The organism is Kribbella sp. NBC_01510 (assembly GCF_045040325.1).
Classification (GTDB): domain Bacteria; phylum Actinomycetota; class Actinomycetes; order Propionibacteriales; family Kribbellaceae; genus Kribbella.
The window spans coordinates 7,657,547-7,677,345 of sequence record NZ_CP109418.1; the positions used below are offsets into that span (position 1 = coordinate 7,657,547).

20 protein-coding genes are annotated in these 19,799 nt (G+C 69.5%); 8 read left to right on the top strand and 12 right to left on the bottom strand.

Annotation, left to right across the window (positions count from 1 at the left end):
- The first annotated feature begins 77 nt into the window (after positions 1 to 77).
- Entirely contained in the window at positions 78 to 1,478 is a 1,401-nt protein-coding gene (locus OG558_RS37520) for an FAD-binding oxidoreductase (protein ID WP_405067254.1), read from the top strand.
- 494 nt (positions 1,479 to 1,972) lie between these two features.
- Positions 1,973 to 2,179 carry a hypothetical protein gene (locus tag OG558_RS37525; protein ID WP_405067255.1) on the top strand — a complete coding sequence of 69 codons (207 nt, stop codon included), beginning with the start codon at positions 1,973 to 1,975 and terminating at the stop codon, positions 2,177 to 2,179.
- A 522-nt stretch (positions 2,180 to 2,701) separates the two neighbouring features.
- Here OG558_RS37525 and OG558_RS37530 read toward each other — a convergent pair.
- Positions 2,702 to 3,550 (bottom strand): NAD-dependent epimerase/dehydratase family protein, encoded by an 849-nt coding sequence (locus OG558_RS37530; RefSeq protein WP_405067256.1) that lies wholly within the window; start codon positions 3,548 to 3,550, stop codon positions 2,702 to 2,704.
- A gap of 23 nt (positions 3,551 to 3,573) precedes the next feature.
- On the opposite strand from OG558_RS37530, the gene OG558_RS37535 reads away from it, so the two are divergent.
- Complete coding sequence (locus tag OG558_RS37535; protein ID WP_405067257.1) at positions 3,574 to 4,731, top strand: pyridoxal phosphate-dependent aminotransferase; 1,158 nt, start codon at positions 3,574 to 3,576, stop codon at positions 4,729 to 4,731.
- Here OG558_RS37535 and OG558_RS37540 read toward each other — a convergent pair.
- The 5 genes from OG558_RS37540 to OG558_RS37560 are packed head-to-tail and all read right to left on the bottom strand — an operon-like array spanning position 4,724 to position 9,896.
- Positions 4,724 to 6,064 carry a sulfatase-like hydrolase/transferase gene (locus OG558_RS37540; protein WP_405067258.1) on the bottom strand — a complete coding sequence of 447 codons (1,341 nt, stop codon included), beginning with the start codon at positions 6,062 to 6,064 and terminating at the stop codon, positions 4,724 to 4,726. The two genes, OG558_RS37535 and OG558_RS37540, sit on opposite strands and share 8 nt — an antisense overlap.
- An 11-nt stretch (positions 6,065 to 6,075) precedes the next feature.
- Positions 6,076 to 7,221, bottom strand: coding sequence for a DegT/DnrJ/EryC1/StrS family aminotransferase (locus OG558_RS37545; protein ID WP_405067259.1), 1,146 nt, complete (start codon positions 7,219 to 7,221; stop codon positions 6,076 to 6,078).
- Positions 7,218 to 7,967, bottom strand: coding sequence for an amidohydrolase family protein (locus OG558_RS37550; protein WP_329476361.1), 750 nt, complete (start codon positions 7,965 to 7,967; stop codon positions 7,218 to 7,220). The genes OG558_RS37545 and OG558_RS37550 overlap by 4 nt, the downstream gene beginning before the upstream one ends.
- Positions 7,964 to 8,641, bottom strand: coding sequence for an amidohydrolase family protein (locus OG558_RS37555; RefSeq protein WP_405067260.1), 678 nt, complete (start codon positions 8,639 to 8,641; stop codon positions 7,964 to 7,966). The genes OG558_RS37550 and OG558_RS37555 overlap by 4 nt, the downstream gene beginning before the upstream one ends.
- A gap of 4 nt (positions 8,642 to 8,645) precedes the next feature.
- Entirely contained in the window at positions 8,646 to 9,896 is a 1,251-nt protein-coding gene (locus tag OG558_RS37560) for an ABC transporter substrate-binding protein (protein ID WP_405067261.1), read from the bottom strand.
- Positions 9,897 to 9,997: 101 nt separating this feature from the next.
- On the opposite strand from OG558_RS37560, the gene OG558_RS37565 reads away from it, so the two are divergent.
- The gene (locus OG558_RS37565; protein WP_405067262.1) at positions 9,998 to 10,726 is read left to right on the top strand and encodes an alanyl-tRNA editing protein; all 729 of its coding nucleotides are present in this window, start codon (positions 9,998 to 10,000) and stop codon (positions 10,724 to 10,726) included.
- A 50-nt stretch (positions 10,727 to 10,776) separates the two neighbouring features.
- Here OG558_RS37565 and OG558_RS37570 read toward each other — a convergent pair whose 3' ends face one another.
- Entirely contained in the window at positions 10,777 to 11,151 is a 375-nt protein-coding gene (locus OG558_RS37570) for a DUF5997 family protein (protein ID WP_405067263.1), read from the bottom strand.
- A 48-nt stretch (positions 11,152 to 11,199) separates the two neighbouring features.
- Between OG558_RS37570 and OG558_RS37575 the strand changes: the two genes are divergently transcribed.
- Positions 11,200 to 11,928 carry a LysR substrate-binding domain-containing protein gene (locus OG558_RS37575; protein WP_405067265.1) on the top strand — a complete coding sequence of 243 codons (729 nt, stop codon included), beginning with the start codon at positions 11,200 to 11,202 and terminating at the stop codon, positions 11,926 to 11,928.
- 32 nt (positions 11,929 to 11,960) lie between these two features.
- Entirely contained in the window at positions 11,961 to 12,479 is a 519-nt protein-coding gene (locus OG558_RS37580; protein ID WP_329476355.1) for a VOC family protein, read from the top strand.
- Positions 12,480 to 12,590: 111 nt separating this feature from the next.
- Here OG558_RS37580 and OG558_RS37585 read toward each other — a convergent pair whose 3' ends face one another.
- Positions 12,591 to 14,603 (bottom strand): GMC oxidoreductase, encoded by a 2,013-nt coding sequence (locus tag OG558_RS37585; RefSeq protein WP_405067266.1) that lies wholly within the window; start codon positions 14,601 to 14,603, stop codon positions 12,591 to 12,593.
- Between the two features lie 101 nt (positions 14,604 to 14,704).
- On the opposite strand from OG558_RS37585, the gene OG558_RS37590 reads away from it, so the two are divergent.
- On the top strand, positions 14,705 to 15,802 hold the full coding sequence (locus OG558_RS37590; RefSeq protein WP_405067267.1) for an aldo/keto reductase: 1,098 nt from the start codon (positions 14,705 to 14,707) through the stop codon (positions 15,800 to 15,802).
- Here the strand turns inward: OG558_RS37590 and OG558_RS37595 are convergent.
- The 3 genes from OG558_RS37595 to OG558_RS37605 form a co-directional block, all read right to left on the bottom strand.
- Entirely contained in the window at positions 15,789 to 16,379 is a 591-nt protein-coding gene (locus tag OG558_RS37595; protein ID WP_405067268.1) for a TetR/AcrR family transcriptional regulator, read from the bottom strand. The two genes, OG558_RS37590 and OG558_RS37595, sit on opposite strands and share 14 nt — an antisense overlap.
- 210 nt (positions 16,380 to 16,589) lie before the next feature.
- Positions 16,590 to 17,534: an aldo/keto reductase gene (locus tag OG558_RS37600; protein WP_405067269.1), complete on the bottom strand. Its 945-nt coding sequence runs from the start codon at positions 17,532 to 17,534 to the stop codon at positions 16,590 to 16,592.
- A gap of 1 nt (position 17,535) precedes the next feature.
- Positions 17,536 to 18,546: a hypothetical protein gene (locus OG558_RS37605; protein WP_405067270.1), complete on the bottom strand. Its 1,011-nt coding sequence runs from the start codon at positions 18,544 to 18,546 to the stop codon at positions 17,536 to 17,538.
- A 75-nt stretch (positions 18,547 to 18,621) separates the two neighbouring features.
- Here OG558_RS37605 and OG558_RS37610 point away from each other — a divergent pair, with 75 nt between their 5' ends.
- Positions 18,622 to 19,233 (top strand): TetR/AcrR family transcriptional regulator, encoded by a 612-nt coding sequence (locus OG558_RS37610; RefSeq protein WP_405067271.1) that lies wholly within the window; start codon positions 18,622 to 18,624, stop codon positions 19,231 to 19,233.
- Here OG558_RS37610 and cpt read toward each other — a convergent pair.
- The gene (cpt, locus tag OG558_RS37615) at positions 19,221 to 19,754 is read right to left on the bottom strand and encodes a chloramphenicol phosphotransferase CPT (protein ID WP_329476348.1); all 534 of its coding nucleotides are present in this window, start codon (positions 19,752 to 19,754) and stop codon (positions 19,221 to 19,223) included. The two genes, OG558_RS37610 and cpt, sit on opposite strands and share 13 nt — an antisense overlap.
- Positions 19,755 to 19,799: the final 45 nt, after the last annotated feature.

Sequence of the window (19,799 nt, forward strand, 5' to 3'; positions counted from 1 at the left end):
CACAGGTTTTCAGTCCGGAGGCATTACCGTCGAGTCGGGTCCCCCTGATGACCCTCGCGGCAGGAAAACTGACGCCGGTGGGCGACTTTGGGGAGGACATCGTGGGTGGATTGGCCGAGCGGCTTCGGGCCGAGGTAACCGGACCGGTTCTGGAGCCGGGGGATGAAGGCTTCACCGAGGAACTGGCCGGATTCAACACAGCGGTGGTGCACAGTCCGGACGTAGCGGTCGGCATCACCAGTGAGGCCGACGCCGTGGCAGTGGTTCGGGCCGCAGCCGAGACCGGTACGCCGATCCGCGTGCTGGCGACCGGGCACGGGGTACCGATTCCCGTCACCGACGGCATCCTGGTCACCACGTCCCGGCTGGCCGGCGTGACTGTCGACCCGGACGAGAAGGTGGCGCGGATCAACGCGGGCTGTGTCTGGGCCGATGTCGTCACGGCCGCTGCCGAGCACGGGCTCGCCCCGATCACCGGCGCGTCCGACGTGGTCGGCTGCATCGGCTACACGCTCGGCGGTGGCCTCGGCCCGCTGGCGCGGACCTACGGCTTCTCGTCCGACTGGGCTCGCGGCTTCCGCGTGGTCACCGCGGCGGGCGAGGTCGTGACGGCAACGGCGACCGAGCATCCCGATCTGTTCTGGGCCCTGCGCGGCGGCAAGGGCGGCTTCGGCATCGTCACGTCGATGGACTTCGGTCTGGTCGAGCTGACCACGCTGTACGGCGGATCGGTGTTCTTCGACGCCGAGCACATCGCTCCAGTACTGACCGCGTGGGCCGACTGGACCAAGACGTTGCCCGAGGCAGCGAATTCGTCGGTGGTGGTCCTCCGGCTGCCCCCGCTCGACTTCATCCCCGAACCGCTGCGTGGCAAGACCGTTCTCAGTGTCCGCTTCGCCTTCGTCGGTGATGTTGCCGAGGGCAAGCGACTGTTCCAGCCGATCCGGGACGCCGGTACGACGCTGATCGACGCCGTCGGCGAGATGCCGGCCAGTGATATCGCAGTCATCCACAACGACCCGAAGGACCCGACCGCGTCGTGGGATCGCGGTGTGATGCTGACCGAGTTCGGCTCGGGCTTCGTCGAGGCGTTCCTCGACGCTGCCGGTCCGGACCAGCAACTGCCCCTGGTCGCGGTCGAGCTCCGGCATCTCGGTGGAGCGACACAGCGCGACGTACCGGAAGGCAGTGCGGTCGGCGGTCGTGGTGGGGCCGGCACACTGACGATGATCGGCGTACCCGATCCGGGCCTGTTCGAGCAGGTGCTGCCGGCAACGGCCGACGGCGTCCTGGCCAAGCTAGGTCCCTGGATCTCCGCCGAGACCACGGTCAACTTCGCCGGCGCCTTCGCCGTACCTGGTTCCTACCAGGCGTCCTGGCCGGCCGAGACGTTCACCCGGCTCGCCGAGATCCGCGCGACCTACGACCCGGAGAAGCTCTTCCCCTACGGTCCCGCCCCCGCGCAACCCCAACCGTAGCCACCCCGCGCACCCCCAGCCGTAGCCACCCCCCGCGCAACCCCACCCGTAGCCACCCCCCGCGCAACCCCAACCGCGGCCACCCCGCGCACCCTCAACCGCAGCCACTCCGCGCACCCCAGCCGCAGCCACCCCCGGTCACTCCCAGCCGCGGCCGCACCCGCCGCCATCTCCGCCGTAGCCGCAGCCACCCCCGGTCACTCCCAGCCGCGGCCGCACCCGCCGCCATCTCCGCCGTAGCCGCACCCGCCGCCACCCTCACCCGCTGCTCCCCGCCCACCGGGGCCATTTGATGGGTTCTCCCGCCGAATTGCCCGTTCTCCCGCCGAATCTTCACGGGAGAAGGGACAAGATCATGGGATATCCGGCTCGTCTGACGTATCCGTGGGGTGGTTCGTTCGCCTCCTTCGCATCCCGGGACGTTGGCCGTGTTCTGTTGGTTGTCGCCGGGGTGGGGAGGATCTCGTCCCGGATCGGATCACATCCCGGATCGGGTGGAAGATCCTCCCCGCCCTGGCCCGGGCGGCTGGCCGGAGTCCTGGTGCTCGGTCCCGACCGCCGACATCCGCGACCGCGACTACTGGGACAAGGTCGCCCCGTGGGTCTCGGCCTGTGCGGACGTGGGGCACTCACTAACCCGGTCGGTCAGCTGTCGAGTGGTCGTGGCCGTGCGGCGCATCTGTGGCATCGCGTTGCTGTGAGTGGTGCAGGTCCGGTCAGCGGCGCAGCATCGCCACACCCGCCACCGCCACCGGGCGGGGCGGAGTGTGGCGGACTTCCAGGCCATCACAATCACCGAGACGCCGCGACCGCCCGTGGCAGGCCTTCGTCCTGGCCTCGTTGTGATGGCCTGGCGATCCGGTCGACGGCGCGCAACACCCACGGAACCGACCAAAGCGCCGGATATCCCGTCAATGGCGTGCAGGGCAGGTACGGCGGGTCACTCAGGGCGGGGATTGCGGCGGCGTCCGGGGCAGCGGCTCGGCTGGGACTCGGGCGGCGGCGTCCACGGGATCAGGCTCTGGTCGGACTCGGGCGGCGGCGCCCGCGGGATCAGGCTCGGCTGGGACTCGGGCGGCGGGTGTGCACGGGGGCTGGGACAACTCGACAGGACGTGTCCGCGTCGGGCCGGCGGAAATAGGCTCACCCGACCCGCCGCCGGCTCCTTAGTGGACGTATACGTCCTGTCGATCTGCACATGCGGTGCGTCTGCGGATCCGGGGTCACTCCCGCCAAGAGTGTTGCGGTTCGTAGCCGAGGAGCCGGCGTGCCTTGTCGATGGAGAGGAGCGTCTCGTTCGGGGCGAACGGCCGCTTCACCGGTACGCCGGGGAACACCTCGGCGAGCAGTTGCTCGTTGGGCCGGGACATCACCGTGTCCGCGTTCGCCACGATGAACACGTCCGTCCCGGTCACGCCGTACTCGAGCGCCTTGCGGACCGCCTGGGCGCCGTCGCGGGCGTCGATGTAGCCCCAGAGGTTCCACTTGCGGGCGTGCGCGTCGGCGTTGAAGGACGGGAAGCGGACGTAGTCCTCGGGATACATCACGTTCGAGAACCGCAGGCCGATCAGCTTGAGGTCCGGATGCCACCGGCACAGCTGCCGGGCCAGCTCCTCCTCGAGCGTCTTCACCAGCGAGTACGTGCTGTTCGGCCGCGGCGGGTAGTCCTCGTCCACCGGCACGTACGGCGGGAACTCGTCGAACGGCAGTCCGAGCACGGTCTCGCTGGACGCCCACACGATGTTCCGGACGCCGGCCCGCAGCGCCGCGGAGAACACGTTGTAGGTGGCGGTCATGTTGTTCTGGAACGTCGCCGCGTTCGGCCGCAGCCCGGGCGCCGGGATCGCGGCCAGGTGCACCACCGCGTCGACCCCGTCGTGCCGGTCGTCGATCCCGGCGATCGCCTCGTAGGTCTGACCGAAATCGGTCAGGTCGAGCCGCGTCGACACCACATCGGCCCGCGCCGGCGCGGCCTGGTCGAGGGCGACCACGTCCCAGCCGTGGTCCGTGAGGTGGTCCACCACCGCCCGGCCGAGCTTGCCGCTGCTCCCGGTCACCGCTACTCGTGTCATGCGTTCAGACTAGGGTGGAACCTGTGAAGCTTGCTGGGCGGATGGAACGTCTCGGGACCGAGTCTGCGTTCGAGGTGCTGGCCAAGGCGAAGGCGCTGGAGGCGAGTGGGCGGGAGGTCGTGCATCTCGAGATCGGGGAGCCGGACTTCGACACCCCGGAGCACGTGATCGCCGCCGCGCAGCAGGCCCTGGACAAAGGCTTCACGCACTACGTGCCGGCGCCCGGGATCCCGGAGTTGCGGACCGCCGTCACGGAGTTCCTCGAGCGCACCGGCCGGATGACGACCAGCCCGGATCGGGTGCTGATCACGCCGGGTGCCAAGCCCATCATGTTCTTCACGATCATGGCGTTGTGCGAGGAGGGCGACGAGGTCCTCTACCCCGACCCCGGCTTCCCGATGTACGCGTCGATCGCCGCGTTCGCCGGCGCGAAGCCGGTGCCGGTGCCGCTGCGCGAGGAGAACGGGTTCGTCATCGACCCCGACGAACTGCGGTCGCTCGTCACCGACCGGACCAAGCTGCTGATCCTCAACTCCCCGCACAACCCGTGCGGCAGCGCGTCGACCCCCGAGCAGCTGCGGGCGATCGCCGAGATCGCGATCGAGCACGACCTCGTCGTCCTCAGCGACGAGGTCTACTGGGCGCTGCGCTACGACGGCGATCACCACAGCGTCCTCGACCTCGACGGGATGGCCGAGCGGACCATCCTCCTCGACGGCTGGTCGAAGACGTTCGCGATGACCGGCTGGCGGCTCGGCTTCGGCGTCTTCCCGCAACCCCTGGTCGAGCCGGTGACCCGCCTGCTGATCAACTCGGTGTCCTGTACGTCGGCCTTCAGCCAGTACGCCGCCATTGCCGCGTTGGAAGGCCCGTGGGACGACGTCGACCGGATGCTCGCGGCCTTCCGCGAACGCCGCGAGGTCATCGTCTCCGGCCTGAACGCCGTACCAGGCGTTTCCTGCGTCGAGCCCGGCGGCGCGTTCTACGCCTTCCCCAACATCAGCGAGCTCGGCGTGTCCGCGGCGACCCTGGCCGACCGCCTGCTCGACGAAGCCGGCGTGGCCTGCCTCCCCGGTACGTCGTTCGGCGGGTACGGCGAGAACCACCTGCGCTTCTCCTACGCGAACTCGGTCGACAACATCCGCCGCGCTCTCGACGCCTTCACGGCACTCGTCAGCTGAAAGCCTCCTCCGGGTGGATGAGCCGTTGTCCCGACGGACGCTCAGGGCTGGGCGTGATGGCCGGGACGCTCTCTCCCGCCTCGGTCATCCGCCGCGCGAGCCGCTCGCGCAGCCGCTCGGCGACGTGCACGTGCGACTGGTAGCCGATCAGGTTGTCGAGCTCGTCCGGATCCGCCATCAGGTCGTAGAGATACGCCTCGTCGTACCGGTCGGCGCCGGGACCGTCGTCCGCCGCGGTCACGCCGTACTTCCACCGCTGGGTGCGTACGGCGCGAGCCGTCTCCGACTCACTGACCTGCACGAAGATGTCGTCGGGCCAGTCGGCGGTGCGATCGTGCAGCAGCGGCACCACGGACCTGCCCTGCAGCTCGTCCGGCACCGCTAGGCCGGCCGCGTCGAGCAGCGTCGGCACGAGATCGATGTGGCTGATCAGGTGGTTCACCTGACCGCCGCCGGTGAAGACCCCGCCGGTCGCCACCGTCGGCACCCGGATCGACGCGTCGTGGACCGACCGCTTGTACTCGTCGTTGCGCGTCTTGAAATGATTCCCGTGATCGGAGGTGAACAGCACGATCGTGTCGTCGCGCAGCCCGAGACTTGTCATTGCCTCCAGCAACCGTCCGTACGCTTCGTCGATCCGCTTGATCATCCCGTAGTACCCGGGCAACTGCCGGTGCGCCGTCCCACCGAGGGTCGCGAGGTCCGGCGGTGTCCACGCCCCACGGTAGCGCTCGGCGTACCCCTCGGGCGCGGGATAGTCGTCCCGCCGGTTCTGGTGATGCGGTTCGAGCAACGACACGAACAGGAAGAACGGTTGCTCCCGCGGTACGGCGACGTACCGGATGGCCGCGTCCGTCACCGCGTCCACCCGGTACCCGGGCAGCTTCACCCGCGCCCCGGTTCCGTCGTACACGATCGTGTCGTAGGCGTCCGACGTGTGCTCGAGGGCGTTGGCCGCGAGCCAGTAGTCGTAGCCGCCGCGGTAGCGCGGGTCGACCGGTCCACGCGACGCCGGGTCACCCAGATGCCACTTGCCGATGTACGCCGTTTCGTAGCCGGCGGCACCGAAGTGGTGCGCGATCGTCGTCGAGTCCTCCGGCAGCGGGATCCCGTTGCGCCATGGCCCGGCCGTCGTCGGATAGAGGCCGGTCTGCAGCGTCGCGCGGGCCGGTGTGCACAGCGGTTGGCAAGTGAACGAGTTGGCGAAGTATGTCCCGGCCCGGCCGATGCGGTCCAGGTTCGGGGTGAGGTCCAGTGGATTGCCGTGCAGGCCGGTGGTGTCCCAGCGCTGCTGATCGGTGAGGAAGACGACGACGTTCGGACGGGAAGGCATGCGGGCCATTCTCAGCTGCCGGAGAACGCTTGCCTAACCTTTCGGGCCGCGGTGCCGATATCGGCCAGCGCTTCCTCGCCGGCCATCAGCATGCTCTGCCGGATCCAGACCACCGAGTCCGCCGCCGCCTCGGCCACTGGGCACGGCTGCAGGTCGGTGTACGCCGAGAGAGCGCCCTCGCGAGACAGCGAGCGGTAGCCGGTGTCGAGGGGGATGCCCTCGGCCGCCATCGCGGCGATGAAGTCGGCTTTGCTGCGGCCACCGAAGGCTCGCGGGTCGTAGCGCACCAACGCGAGGTGATGACTGCTTCTGGTCGTACCCGCAGGTGCCGGAAGGATTTCGAGTTCCTGGCGCAGGTAGTCGACCGCGCGCTCCCTGGCCCTGACCTGCTCGTCGAGCACAGCGAGCTGCGGGAAGAGGACCGCGGCCTGGAACTCGGTCATCCGCAGGTTCCACCCGACATCCGGATGCTCGTACCACCCGCCCTCGATGCTCCGGCCGACGTTGTGCAACGCCCACAGCTTGCGGTACACGGCCTCGTCGGCCGTCACGACCAGCCCACCCTCGCCGGCCGTCATCGCCTTGCTGGACTGGAAACTGAAGCATGCCGCATCACCCAGCGTCCCGACCGGCCGGCCATGCCACGTCGCCCCATGCGCCTGCGCCGCGTCCTCTACGATCGGTGCGCCGTACCCCTTCAACGCATCGACATCCGCCGGGGCGCCGGCGAGATGCACCGGCATGATCGCCTTCGTGCGCGGCCTGATCAGTCGCTCCACTGCGGCCGGATCGAGATGCAGTGTCTCCGGCGTGACGTCGGCGATCACCGGGCGCGCACCGGCCAGCACAACCGCGGTCGCGCTGGCGACGAACGTGTACGCGGGCACGATCACCTCGTCGTCCCGTCCGACCCCGAGCGCCCGGAGCGCGAGGAAGAGCGCGACCGTGCCGTTCACGACCGAGACGCCGTACGGCGCTCCGATCGACGCGGCGAACGCCTTGGTGAACTCGCCGACCTTCGTGCCGGACGTCGCACCCCACGCGCCACTGTCCAGCACCTCGAGCAGGAGTTCCCGCTGCTCGGCGGTCGCGGGCGGCGGCCACGACGGCCAGCCGTCCGTGCGAACCGGCGTACCGCCATCGATTGCGAGTGTCACGGACGTCCCTCCAGGAGCCGAGTCATCGTGCCGAAGAGCAGCTGGTCGCGATCGGGCTGAGAGATCGGCGCGAGCTGTACCCGGCCGAGGCCGACGCGGAGATCGAGGAACAGCGCGTCGGAGCCGAAGACCATCCGGTCCGCGCCGACCTTGCCGACCAACCAGGCGAGGTGGCGTGCGGTCATCCTGGAGCCGCAGACCTCCAGCGTCACGTTCGGGTACTGCGACGCCACCTCGGCCGCTGCGGGGAAGCCGGCCGGGAGGAGCCCGGCGTGTCCCATCAGCACCTCGACCGACGGGTGCCGCGTTGCGACGACCGCGAACCGCTCGGGACCACACCACGGCGACCCGAACATCCCGTGCGCGAGGACGATGCAGCCATGCTCAGCCGCGAGCTTGAACGCAGGCTCGTATCCCGGCCCGTCCACCGGATGCTCGTGCGTGTCTGGGTGCAGCTTGAGGCCGACGACTCCCGATGTCGCCAGCAGGTCGGCCGTTCGCTCCACCGCCTCCGAGTCGTGCGGGTCGAAGACGGCGTACCCGAGGAAGCGGCCGGGGTGCTGCGCCATCTCCTCGAGCAGCAAGGCGTTCCCGGCCCGAGAGTCGGGGCCGATCGCGAGGAGATGCGAGACGCACATCGTCGCCACGCCGCAGCGGTCCATCACCCGGACCAGGCTCGCGGTCGAGCTGTCGGGGATCGCGAACGCGAACCACGACCCGAGATGCCCATGTGCGTCGATGATCATCGGAGCAGCTCCAGAACGTTGCCGCTGGCAATCAACGCGACGTCGTCCACGGGCAGCTCGAGATGGTCGAGCTGGAACCGCGGCCCGGCGTCGTCGGTCAGCGGTGCCCCGGTGCCGAACAGCACCCGGTGCGCGCCGTACCGCCGTACCACCCACTCGACCGACAAGTGCCCGCACAGCGTCGCGGTGTCCACGTTCAGCTCAGGATGGACCTCCAGCAGATCCGCGAGCTCGCGGAGCGCACGGTAGCCGGTGTTGATCAGCACGATCCGCAACGCCGGCACCTCACTCGCGAGCCGATGGATCTCCCCCGGATCCTCCAACGTGACCAGCACCGTGATGCCACGCTCCGCCAGCCCGCGCGCCGCCTCGATCCCGTGCGGGCCGGTCAGCCTGAACCGGTGCTCGGCCGGACACATCCGCACCAGCTTCGCCGTCTCCGGCACGGCCGTGCCCAGCGGCCCAGGTACGACGACTGGCACGCGGACCAAGCGTGGATCGTCCGGTAGCTCAGCCGCTGTCGTCGGGTCGTAGTACAGGTCACGGGAATGCACGACGCACGCGGCATCGATCGCCAGCCGGTCGAGCTCGGCCAGCAGTCCCGCAGCGTCGGTGCTCGGCACGTCACCCGTCGGCACCGGACCGACGATGCGGTTGACGTCGATCACTCTCATGCGGTCAGCGCTGTCTGGACAGCAGATCGTCGGACTGCTTGGCTGCGGCGTCCAGGGCCTGCTGCGGCGTCTTCTTACCGGTCAGGACTGCCTGGATCTCGACCGCGAGCAACGCCATCACCTGACGGGCCGCCGGGTTGACCTCGCCGGAGTACGCGTACTGCAGGGCCTCCTCGAACTTCTTCGCCTGCTCGTCGTTGGCCGGCACCGGCGCGTCGGTTCGCGGGGACAGGAAGTTCGCCGCGGTCCCGAGGCTGATGACCTGCTTCGGCTGCGTCATGAAGGTGAGGAACTTCTCCGCCGCCTCGATGTCCTTCGACCCGGCGTTCACGGCGAGCCCACCGGGCAGGCCGAAGCCGACGCGCTTCTTGTTCTCCAGCGGTACGCCGACGATCACGTTCGCGGCACCCCAGCTCGCGGTCACCGTCTTGGCGTCGATCAGGGTGTTGGTGAAGCCCATCGCCACCTGCTGCTTGCCGAGCGCCTGGTCGGCGACCACATTGGTGTTGCTCAAGGCACTCTTCGGGATCGCGCCCGCGTCGTACAAGGTCTTGAGGAACGTGAGCGCCTCGACGCCCGGCGCTTCGTTGAATGCCACCTTCTTGTCATCCGAGGCGAACACCGAGCCGCCGGCTTGCCAGAGCAGCGGGTAGAAGCTGAGGTTGAGCGAAGTCTCCGGCGAGGCGGAGTAGTCCAGCGTCGCGACGCCCGCCTGCTTGAGCTTCGGCGCGGCCGCCTTGATCTCATCCCAGGTCTCCGGCGGCTTCGTGATCCCGGCCTTGGCGAGCAGCTTCTTGTTGTAGATCGTCGTCGTGACGGTGTGGTAGATCGGCGCAGCGTAGAGCTTGCCGTCGACGGTCAGCGCGTCCAGCGCACCCGGCAGGAACTTCGCCTTGTCCGCCTCCAGCACCTTGTCGATCGGCTTGAGCGAATCACTCGTGACGAACTGCGGGATCTGATCGGGACCGAGCAGCAGCACGTCCGGCCCCTTGCCACCGGAGAACGCGGTCGCGAGTTTCTGGTCCCGGTTCGCCCACGGCTGCTGCTCGATCCGCAGGTCGATGGTCGCGTTGGCCGCCTCGAAGTCCTTCTCGACCTGCCCCCAGTACGCCGTCGCCGCCTGCTCGTCGGCGATCACCGGATACATCCACACCGTCACAACCGCCTTGCCCGACGACTCCCCCGAACCGCCACACGCACTCACCGCGGCCACCGCCAGCACCCCGAGCACGCCCACCAACCGTCTGACCTTCATCGGACCTCCCGGGTTCGCTTTACGGCCATGACCGAAACTACCGCGCCGACGGGAGGTCACGTCAACCCTTCACGCGGATCCGGCTGTGGCAGAGTGCGGTCATGGAGCTGCATGGGCATACGCATCGGCTGGACCTCGAGGATGCTTCGGTGCGGGAGTGGGATGCGACGGTGGTCGGGGTCGATCCGGAGCGTGGGATCGTGCTCGACCGGTCTGCCTTCTATCCGGGTGGCGGCGGGCAGCCGCCGGATGAGGGTGTGCTGTTGTGGGGCGGGGTGCGGACCCGGATCGTGGGGACGGTCAAGGGGGACGATCTCTACCTGGTGCCGCAGGAGGGTGACCCGGTGCCGCCGGTCGGGACCGCCGTCCGCGGGGCGCTGGACGACGAGCGTCGTACGGCGTTGATGCGGACGCATTCCGGTCTGCACGTGCTGACGGGCGTGGTGTTCCGCGACTACGGCGCGCTGGTCACGGGCGGGAACATGGAGCCGCTCACCGCCCGGATGGACTTCGACCTGTCCGAGGTGCCGCCGGACTTCAAGGACCTCGTCGCCGAGGCGGTGAACGCGGAGATCCGGACCGATCGCCGGATCACGGTGAGCAACCTGCCCCGGGACGAGGCGTTCGCGATCCCGGACATCATCCGCACCGCCACGAACCTCTTGCCACCCGACATCGAGGTCGTGCGCATCGTCGACATCGACGGTCTGGACACCCAGGCCGACGGCGGGACGCATGTCGCCTCGACCGCGCTGATCGGCCGGATGGACGTGGTCAAGATGGAGAGCAAGGGCCGGGGTTTCCGCCGCCTCCGCGTCCGCCTCAGCTGACCCGCGTACGACGAGACACTGCCTCGTCGCCGCCTGCTAACGGAGGTTGGTCAGGAGCGCGTCTTCTTCTTCAGCTCGGCTTCTTGCCGGCGGACCTCGGCCTGCGTTGCACGTTCGTGCTCCAGCCAGTCAGGGTTCTCGGCCCGGATGGCCTCGATGTCGTCCGTGGTCAGCGCCTCGGTGATCCCGGCGCGAGCCAGGCCGCTGATCGAGACTCCGAGCCTGGCCGCCATCACCGAGCGCGGGTGCGGTCCGGTCCGCCGGAGTTCGCGCAGCCATTCGGGCGGGTCAGCCTGCAGCGCATTCAGCTCGTCGCGCGACACGACGCCCTCCTGGAACTCGGCAGGGGTGGCCGGGAGGTACACGTCCAGCTTCTTCGCCGCCGTCGCGGGCTTCATCGTCTGGGGTGTCTTACGCGCTGTCATGGCAGCAGCGTAGTCCGTGCCCTGATCACGCCCGGTAACCTGACTGCCGTGACCGGACAATCCTCCTTCCGGCTGGGCTACGTGCCCGGCGTGACACCCACCAAGTGGGTGCGGATCTGGACGGAGCGGTTGCCCCGGGTCCCGCTGGAACTGATCCAGGTCGCCGCCGCCGACGCGCCCGCGCTGGTCCGCGGCAGCGAGGCCGACGCCGTCCTGCTCCGGCTGCCGATCGACCGCAACGGACTGCACGCCATTCCCTTGTACGTCGAGCAGACGGTGGTCGTGGTCCCGAAGGACCACGTGGTCACGGCGGCCGACGAGGTGACCAGCGCGGATCTCGCCGACGAACTCATGCTGCACCCGCTGGACGACGTCCTCGGCTGGGACCGCCCACCGGGGCGGATTATCGGCGAACGTCCGGCCGGCACCGCGGACGCGGTCGCGTTGGTTGCCATGGGCACCGGGTTGCTCGTCGTACCGCAGTCGCTGGCCCGGCTGCACCACCGCAAGGACCTCACCTACCGGCCGCTCACAGACGCACCGGAGTCACAGGTCGCGTTGTCCTGGCGCGACGACGACACCTCGGAGCTGGTGGAGCAGTTCATCGGCATCGTCCGCGGCCGGACGGTCAACAGCACCCGCGGCCCGGCTCCGGCCGAGAAGCCGGCCAAGGCCGCGGCGAAGAAGTCGGCCCAGAAGAGTGCGCAGAAGAGCGGGCAGAAGACCGGCAAGCAGGCTCCCGCCGGCGGCCGGCGCAAGCCGTCACGCCGACGCTAGTATCCGGTTGAGTTCTCAACTACCATCGCCTCATGGCGATCTTCCGGTTGAATCACGCGGTGCTGTACGTCCGGGACGTGGCCGAGAGCGTCGCGTTCTACCGGGACGTGCTCGGCTTCGGCTACACCGAGGGCGGTGACGCGATGCAGGGCGCGGCCTTCCTCCGGGCGCCGGGGTCGACCAACGACCACGATCTCGGGCTGTTCCAGATCGGATCGGAGGCCGGTCCGTCCGGTGCCGGCCGGTCGACGGTCGGCCTCTACCACCTCGCCTGGGAGGTGGACACCCTCGGCGACCTCGAGGATCTGGCCACGACGCTGAGCGAGCACGGCGCCCTGGTCGGCGCGTCGGACCACGGTACGACGAAGTCGCTGTACGGCAAGGACCCGAACGGACTCGAATTCGAGATCGTCTGGATCATCCCGGCGGACCTGCTCACCGACGAGGACCGGCAGAAGGCCGGCGTCGCGCGGCTGGACCTGCCCGCCGAGGTCGCCAAGTACGGCCGCGACGCCCGCAGTGGCGTCGGCATCTCCCGCATCCTCGGCTGACCCCCCAGCCGTCTCCCGTCGCCGCGTCTCCCGTCGCGGCGTCTCCCGTCGCGGCGTCTCCCGTCGTTGCGTCTCCCGTCGTTGCGTCCGAAGATCCGAGGGTCAGGACCCTCACTTCTTCGGACGTAACGGGATTTCGGTGAGATGGTGGGCGATCCGGAGTGAGCCGGCCAGGACCGTCAGGACCGGGTTCACTCCTCCGTTCGTCACGTGCAGCGACGCGTCGGCGATCCAGACGTTGTCATGTCCCCACACCCGCCCGTACGGATCGGTGACCGACCGGGCCGGATCGTCGCCCATCCGGCACGTCCCGGCTTGGTGCTGCCCGCTGCTCGCCCGTCCCAGCGTGCCGACCTGACCAACGGCCGTCCGCACCGCACCGGCCTCCTCCAGCCACTGCCGGGCCTTCGCGCTCATGAAGCCGTGCGCCCGCACATCCTCCGGATGGATCGATCCACTGATCACGACCACCGGGTTCCCGAAGCGATCGAGGACCCGGGGATCGACCCGGACCCGCGACTCCGCCGACGACACCTCCTGGATCGGCCCGACCACGCGCAGCATCCGCCGCAACTCGCGCCGCATCGCCGCCTTCCCCGCCGCCCCGGCGCGCGGGATCAGCCCGGCACCGGCCAGATAGTCGTACGTCGCGGCCGGCGTCGGCACGAACTCGTTGGCCAGCATCCCGCCACCGATGATCCCGTCGTTGCCATGCCGGAAGTCGCAGGTCGCGATCGACGCCCCGGGCCCGACCAGGTCCATGACCTCGTCGTCGAACAGTCCGGCCGCTCCGGCGTACACGTGGGCCTGGAGGTGCCTGCCGACCTGATCCTGGTTGTTTCCGAGGCCGTTCGGCTCGTGCTCGTGGGCGCTGTTCAGCAACAGCCGAGGCGTCTCGGACGCACCCGCGGCGACCACAACCTCCGCGCACTGCACAGTCCGTCGCCAGATCCCGCCGTACCCGTCATCGGCGACCAGTGCGACTCCGGTGACCCGGCCGGACTGGTCGGTGACCAGACGCTCGGCTGTCGTCTCGGTGACCAGCGTGCAGCGACCAGTCGCCAGTGCGGCCGGCAGCGCGGTGTTGTGAGTGCCAGCCTTCGCCTCAACCGGGCAAGCGAAGCCGACGCACTGCCCGCATCGGACGCAGCCGGCCCGCCCTTGGTAGTCGACCGAGTTGATCAGCAGCGGTACGTCGAGAATCCCCCAACCCAACCGGTCAGCGGCCGCGGCGAGGCGGTCAGCCGGACCGGTCCGCGGCAGGGGCGGCATCGGCAGCGGGATCGACCGTGGCTCGTGCCACGGATCCGTTCCACCGCCGCTCACGCCGAACCGTTGCTCGGCCAACGAGTAGTACGGCTCCAGGTCGTCGTACGTGATCGGCCAGTCCACCAGCGCGCTCCCCTCGGGTACGCCGTACGTCGTGGCCATCGCGAAGTCGCGCGGAACGAACCGCCACGCCTGCGCGCCGTACACCCGGGTTCCACCGCCGACCGTGAAGGCGTTGTTGCCCCAACCACCATCCGGCGGCAGCACCTGACTCGGTACGCCGTCGACCACGGCGATCCGTGGTCGACCGTGCGGATCGGGGTCGGTCACGGCCGGCAGCCCGGCCACCGAGCGTGGGTTCCGCAGATGGTCGTGCGCCAGCGATGCCGTGGTCGGGTAGCGCCCGGTCTCCACCACCAGCACGGACCGTCCGGACTCGGCCAGCACCTGCGCCGCCGCTCCCCCGCCCGCACCCGAGCCGATCACGACACAGTCGTACCGATCCGCCAGCGCCGACCGCAGTGTGATCGTCAGCTCGGTCTCAACTGCCGGAAAGTCGCCTGTCTGCCAGCCGACCATCGCCCACGCCGCCGGATCCGCGTAGTACCCCTGCTGCACCAGCCGCACGAGCCAAGCACCGTCGTCGTCCGCGAGTACCGCCTCGAGATCGGGCTCCGGCCCGGCCACCTCCAGCGCCCGCTCCACTCGCGCACGCCAGTCCGGCCGATCGAGCGTCAGCACCCGCTCGATGAACTCCACCGCCCCGGCCTCCGCCGCCGACGGGAAATCGTCCCTCGGTACGGCGACCTCCGCCAGCCGCTCGAGCACCATCCGCTGCTGCTCAGACAATCGCACGGACCAACCCAATCAGACGTAGCCTCAGCTGTCGTGGGCGATCTCTTCGTCCGGACAAGTTTGTACTTGCCGGTCCATTTTCGCCGAGCCACTCTGTGGGCATGGCACTTGATGACTATTACCTGCTCGGCCGGTCGGGACTCCGCGTCAGCCGGCTGGCCCTGGGCACGATGAACTTCGGCACGGCCGGCTTCCACGCGCCGTACGGGAAGACCGAGGACGAGGCACGGGCGATCTTCCGCGCGTACGTCGATGCCGGCGGCAACTTTCTCGACACGGCCGACTTCTACACCGCGGGCGAGAGCGAGCGGATCCTCGGCAAGCTGATCGCGGAGTCCGGGATCCGCGAGCGGATGGTGCTCACCACCAAGGCGACCAACAGTGTCGACCCCGGCGACCCGAACGCGGGCGGCAACGGCCGCAAGCATCTGATCCGTGCGGTCGAGGCGTCCCTGCGCCGCCTCGGCACCGACTACCTCGACCTCTTCCTGCTGCACACCTGGGACCGGATCACCCCGGTCGAGGAGGTCCTGCGCACGCTCGACGACCTCACCCGGGCCGGCAAGATCCGGTACGCCGGGCTGTCCGACGTCCCGGCCTGGTACGCCGCTCGCGCGCAGACCCTCGCGGACGCGCACGCGATGACGCCGATGGTCAACCTGCAACTGCCGTACTCGTTGGTCGAGCGGACGATCGAGACCGAGCATGTCCCGGTCGGGCAGCAGCTCGGGCTCGGGATCACGGCGTGGAGTCCGCTCGGCAGCGGGTTCCTGACCGGCAAGTACCGGCGGGACGACGCACAAGGCGTGGCCGGCGACGGGCGTCTCACCGGCGATGGCGCGCCGGTGCGGGCGTGGTCCGATCGGCACTGGGACCTGTTGAAGACGCTGGAGTCGGTGGCGGACAAGCTCGGCGTGACGATGGCCCAGGTCGCCATCAACTGGGTCGCGACGCAGCCCGGGATCGCTTCCGCGATCGTCGGTGCGAGCAGCCCGGAGCAGCTGCGGGCCAGCATGAAGGCCCTCGACTTCGAGCTGCCGGACGAGCTCCGGACCGCACTCGACGAAGCCAGCGCCGTACCGCCAGAGTCGGTCTACCGGATGTTCACGCCGGCGTACCAGGGCTGGCTGGTCAACCCGGATGCGAAGGTCGCCGACAAGCCGGCCGGCTACCGCCCGCCGGTGCTCAATTGGAACTAGCGCGCAGGTAGTCCAGGCACAGATCCAAGGCGTACTCGAGATGCTGGGCCGAGCCGCTCGACATCAGGATGGCGACGCCGCCCTGGATCGCTGCGACTAGCGCCGCGGAGGCGCGGGCGGGATCCACGTCGGACCGGATCTCGCCCGCGGCCTTCATGTCCTCGATGCCGGCCTGGATCCGGCGCTGCCACTGCGAGAGCAGCTTGGCGGTGACCGCCTGCGCCGCCGGGGTGTGCCGGCCGATCTCGGTGATCAGTACGCCGAGTGGGCAGTTCACCCCTTGACGCCGGTACTTCTCGACGACGGCGTCACGCCACTCGTGCCAGGCGTCCCACGAGGTCAACTGCCCGAGGTGCGGCTGCTGATCCTCCAGCACCTGATCGGCCTCGCGCTCCGCCACGGCCAGCAGCAAGTGCTCCTTGCCGTCCGGGAAGTAATGGAACAGCTGGCTCTTGCCGGTCCGGCTCCGCCGCCCGACGTCGTCCAGAGTCACCGCGGAGACCCCGCGCTCCCGGATCTCGGCCGCGGCCGCCGCCACGATCCGCTCCCGCGTCGCCACACCCTTCGCCGTCAGCATGCCACCGACTGTACCCTCTAGTCCAATAAGCGACACCCCTCCGGACTCGGCGAACCCTCCACCGTGATGGGCATCCCACCAGTTGGAGGGTTGCCCACTGAGAATCCGAGGGGGCAACCCTCCAGTTCGGTAGGCAAGCCGGGCCGGTCAGGCGCGGGCCGTCAAACGCCGGCCGTCAAGCGCGGGCGAAGGCTTGGCTCGACCACCGTCCTACGTCGTGACTGGATGTGGACGGTACGGCGCCTCCACGCGAGCGCGCTCGTCGGAGGTCAGGGTGAGGTCAGCCGCGGCGACCGCGTCCTCGACGTGCTGGAGCTTCGTGGCTCCGACGATCGGCGCGGTCACGCCGGGAGCGCCCATCAGCCAGGCGAGCGCGACCTGTGCGGGAGCTACTTCGCGCTCGGCCGCGACCGCACGGGCGGCCTCCACCACAGCCAGGTCGCTCTCGCCGTACAGGTCGTCGGCGACCGGATCCGCGCCGGATCGCGCCGTACCTCCGGTGCGCGCGAGCAGGCCGCGGGCCAGCGGGCTGTAGGGGATGACGCCGACACCCTGGTCGGTGCAGAGCGGGATCATCTCGCGCTCTTCCTCGCGGTAGACCAGGTTGTAGTGGTTCTGCATCGAGACGAACGGGATCGGCGCCACCTGCTGCGCCTTCGCGAACTGCCAGGCGAACATGCTCGACGCGCCGAGATACCGGACCTTGCCCGCGCGGACGACGTCCGCGAGCGCGTCCATCGTCTCCTCGATCGGCGTCTCGTCGTCCCACCGGTGGATCTGGTAGAGGTCGACGTACTCCGTGCCGAGCCGGCGCAGCGACGCGTCGATCGCGTCCAGGATGTGCTTGCGGGACAGGCCGCGATCGTTCGGGCCCGGGCCGGTCGGGTAGTACACCTTGGTGGCCAGCACGTAGTCCTCGCGCCGGCCGAAGAACTTGCCCAGCAGCCGCCCGGTCAGCTCTTCCCCGGTCCCCTTGGAGTAGGCGTCGGCGGTGTCGAAGAACGTCACGCCGCCCTCGACCGCCCGCCGGACGATCGGCTCGGCGGCGTCCTCACCGAGATGCCACTCCCGCGCCCCGCCGGTGCCGAAGCTCATCATCCCCAGGCAGATCCGCGACACCCGCAGACCGGTCGCCCCGAGCCGGACCTGCTCCATCTCAGCGCCGCCCGTCGTTCAGCTCGGCGAGCTTCCCGAACACCCGCTTCGGCGTCCACCGGCCGTCGTCGCCGACCGCGACCAGCCCGTACGACGACAGATCGAGGTCGTGCTGTGGATCGTCGGGACGGTGCTGCAGTTCGTAGCCTGCGAAGCTGAACCAGAACGCGGCCGCGAGCTCGATCCGGTCGAACTCCTCGACGAGCTCCAGCAGGTAGTCCACTTGTTCCTCCTCGTCGCGCTCGAAGGTCCCTTTGATCGCCGGCGGGTCGGCACTCCGGTCCACGATCATCCAGCCCGAACCGCCGCGATCGCCCGCACCGCGGTAGGCGCAGCAGCCGAACTCGGTGACCGCCACCGGCTTGCCCCACTTCAGCCGGGCCTGCAGTTCGTCCCGGAAGTTCGCCGCGTTGGCGGCGTCGCGGTAGGCGTCGACACTGACGATGTCGAACAGCTCCCAGTTCACGTCCTCCCACATTCCCGCGGCGTAGGTGATCCGGCCGCCGAACACCCCTCGGGCCGCCGCGACCAACTGCTGCTGGACCTCGCCCCAGCGCGCCAGCCCGGCGAACAACTGCGCCATCTTCTCCTGATCGGTCCAGGTGGCGGGGTCGGCCATCGTCGCCAGCCGCTCCCCCGAGGTCTCGCCCGGCACGAAGCCCTTGCAGAACACGGACAGCTCGCACCCGAGCACCAGTACGACGTCGCCCCGGCCGGACTGCCGCAGTGTCTCCGCCCGGGCGGCGCAGTCGGTCAGGAACGCGATGAAGTCGTCCGGCTCCAGATCCATCGGAACCGGCGAGAACCACAGGTCGAGCCGGGCCTCCAGGGCCGCCTCCCCCGCGATCACCAGCCGGTCCGGGTCGTTGCCCGACACCCGCACCGCCGGGGCGTGCAGGTCGTTCGCGATCACCCGCAGCTCGTCCCGGACCGTTCCGGCGTCGAACCGCGTGCGCGTGCTGCGGCCGTCGTACCGCAGGCCGGTGTCGTAGTTCACCCCAACAGGAAGCATGGTCAGCAGCGTAGCAACCAATCTCATACTCAGTACATCTTTTTATCGGGTATGACTCCACCTATCCTGACGCCTGTGGACCAGCACGCACCGCCCGGCCGCCGGGAGCGGAAGAAGGCCGAGCTCCGGACGCGGATCTCCGAGGTCGCCACCACGCTCTTCCTGGAGCGTGGCTTCGACGACGTCTCGGTGTCGGAGATCGCCGAGGCCGCCGACGTGGCCCGCCCGACCGTCTTCGCGCATTTCGCGCGCAAGGAGGACATGCTGTTCGATCGCTATCCAGAGGCGGAGTCCCTGGTGGTTGCAGCGGTCACCGACCGCGCGCCCGGCACGTCCGCGGTGGCGGCGCTCTCCACCCTGCTGGTCGACCTGGCCGACGCGGGGCATCCGCTGGCCGCGATCCGCGGCCAGTTCGCCCGCTTCTGGGAGGTTGTCGCGTCGTCACGGGCTCTGCAGTCCCGGGCCCGCGAGCTGCTCGACCACCTCGAGCAGGCGATCGCCGACGCGATGGATCGCACCGAGGTCCCCGACGCGCGGCTCACCGCGGCCCTCACGGTCGCCGCCTACCGCACCGTGCACCTCGAGTCGGTACGGCGAATCCTGGCCGGCGACGACGCCGACGAGGTCGCCGCCGATCACCGCCGGCGCATCGGCACCGCACTCGGGCGGGTGGACTACCTGAGGTAGCCGGCGATGGTACGGGCGCAGTCGATCGACTCGGCGTGCGCACTGTCGACCTCGACGTCGTACTTCACGCCCTCGTGGACGATCAGCGCCTGCTGCGCGCCCATGCCGACGGCCCGGTCGCCCCGGGCGAGCTCGCGACCCGCCACGACCTCGGGCGCGCACCGTACGCCGACCCAGAGCGTCTCCAGGTCACCGATCGCGTCGCGCCACCGCTGCTGTGAGGCCGCGCCGCCCAGGAAGACGTCGTCGATGATCACCCGGCCACCCGCCCGGCAGATCGCGACCATCCCGGTCACCCACGCCGCCTCCAGCTCCCGGAACGCCGGCCCGACCGAGACCGCCCCGTCCGGGCCGATCTCGATCCCGTCCGCCGCACCTTCCATCGCGGCCGGCATCGCATCGACGAAGTCGTCCACGCTGAAGGCCAGCCACGGCTCGTCCAGCACCGCCTGAAGACACCGCACGATCCCGGTCTTCCCGGAGCTGGATCCACCGTTGATGATCACCAAACGAGCTGCCACGGCGGCAAGGCTAGCTGTTCATCGGTGGTCTCTTCGACGGATTTG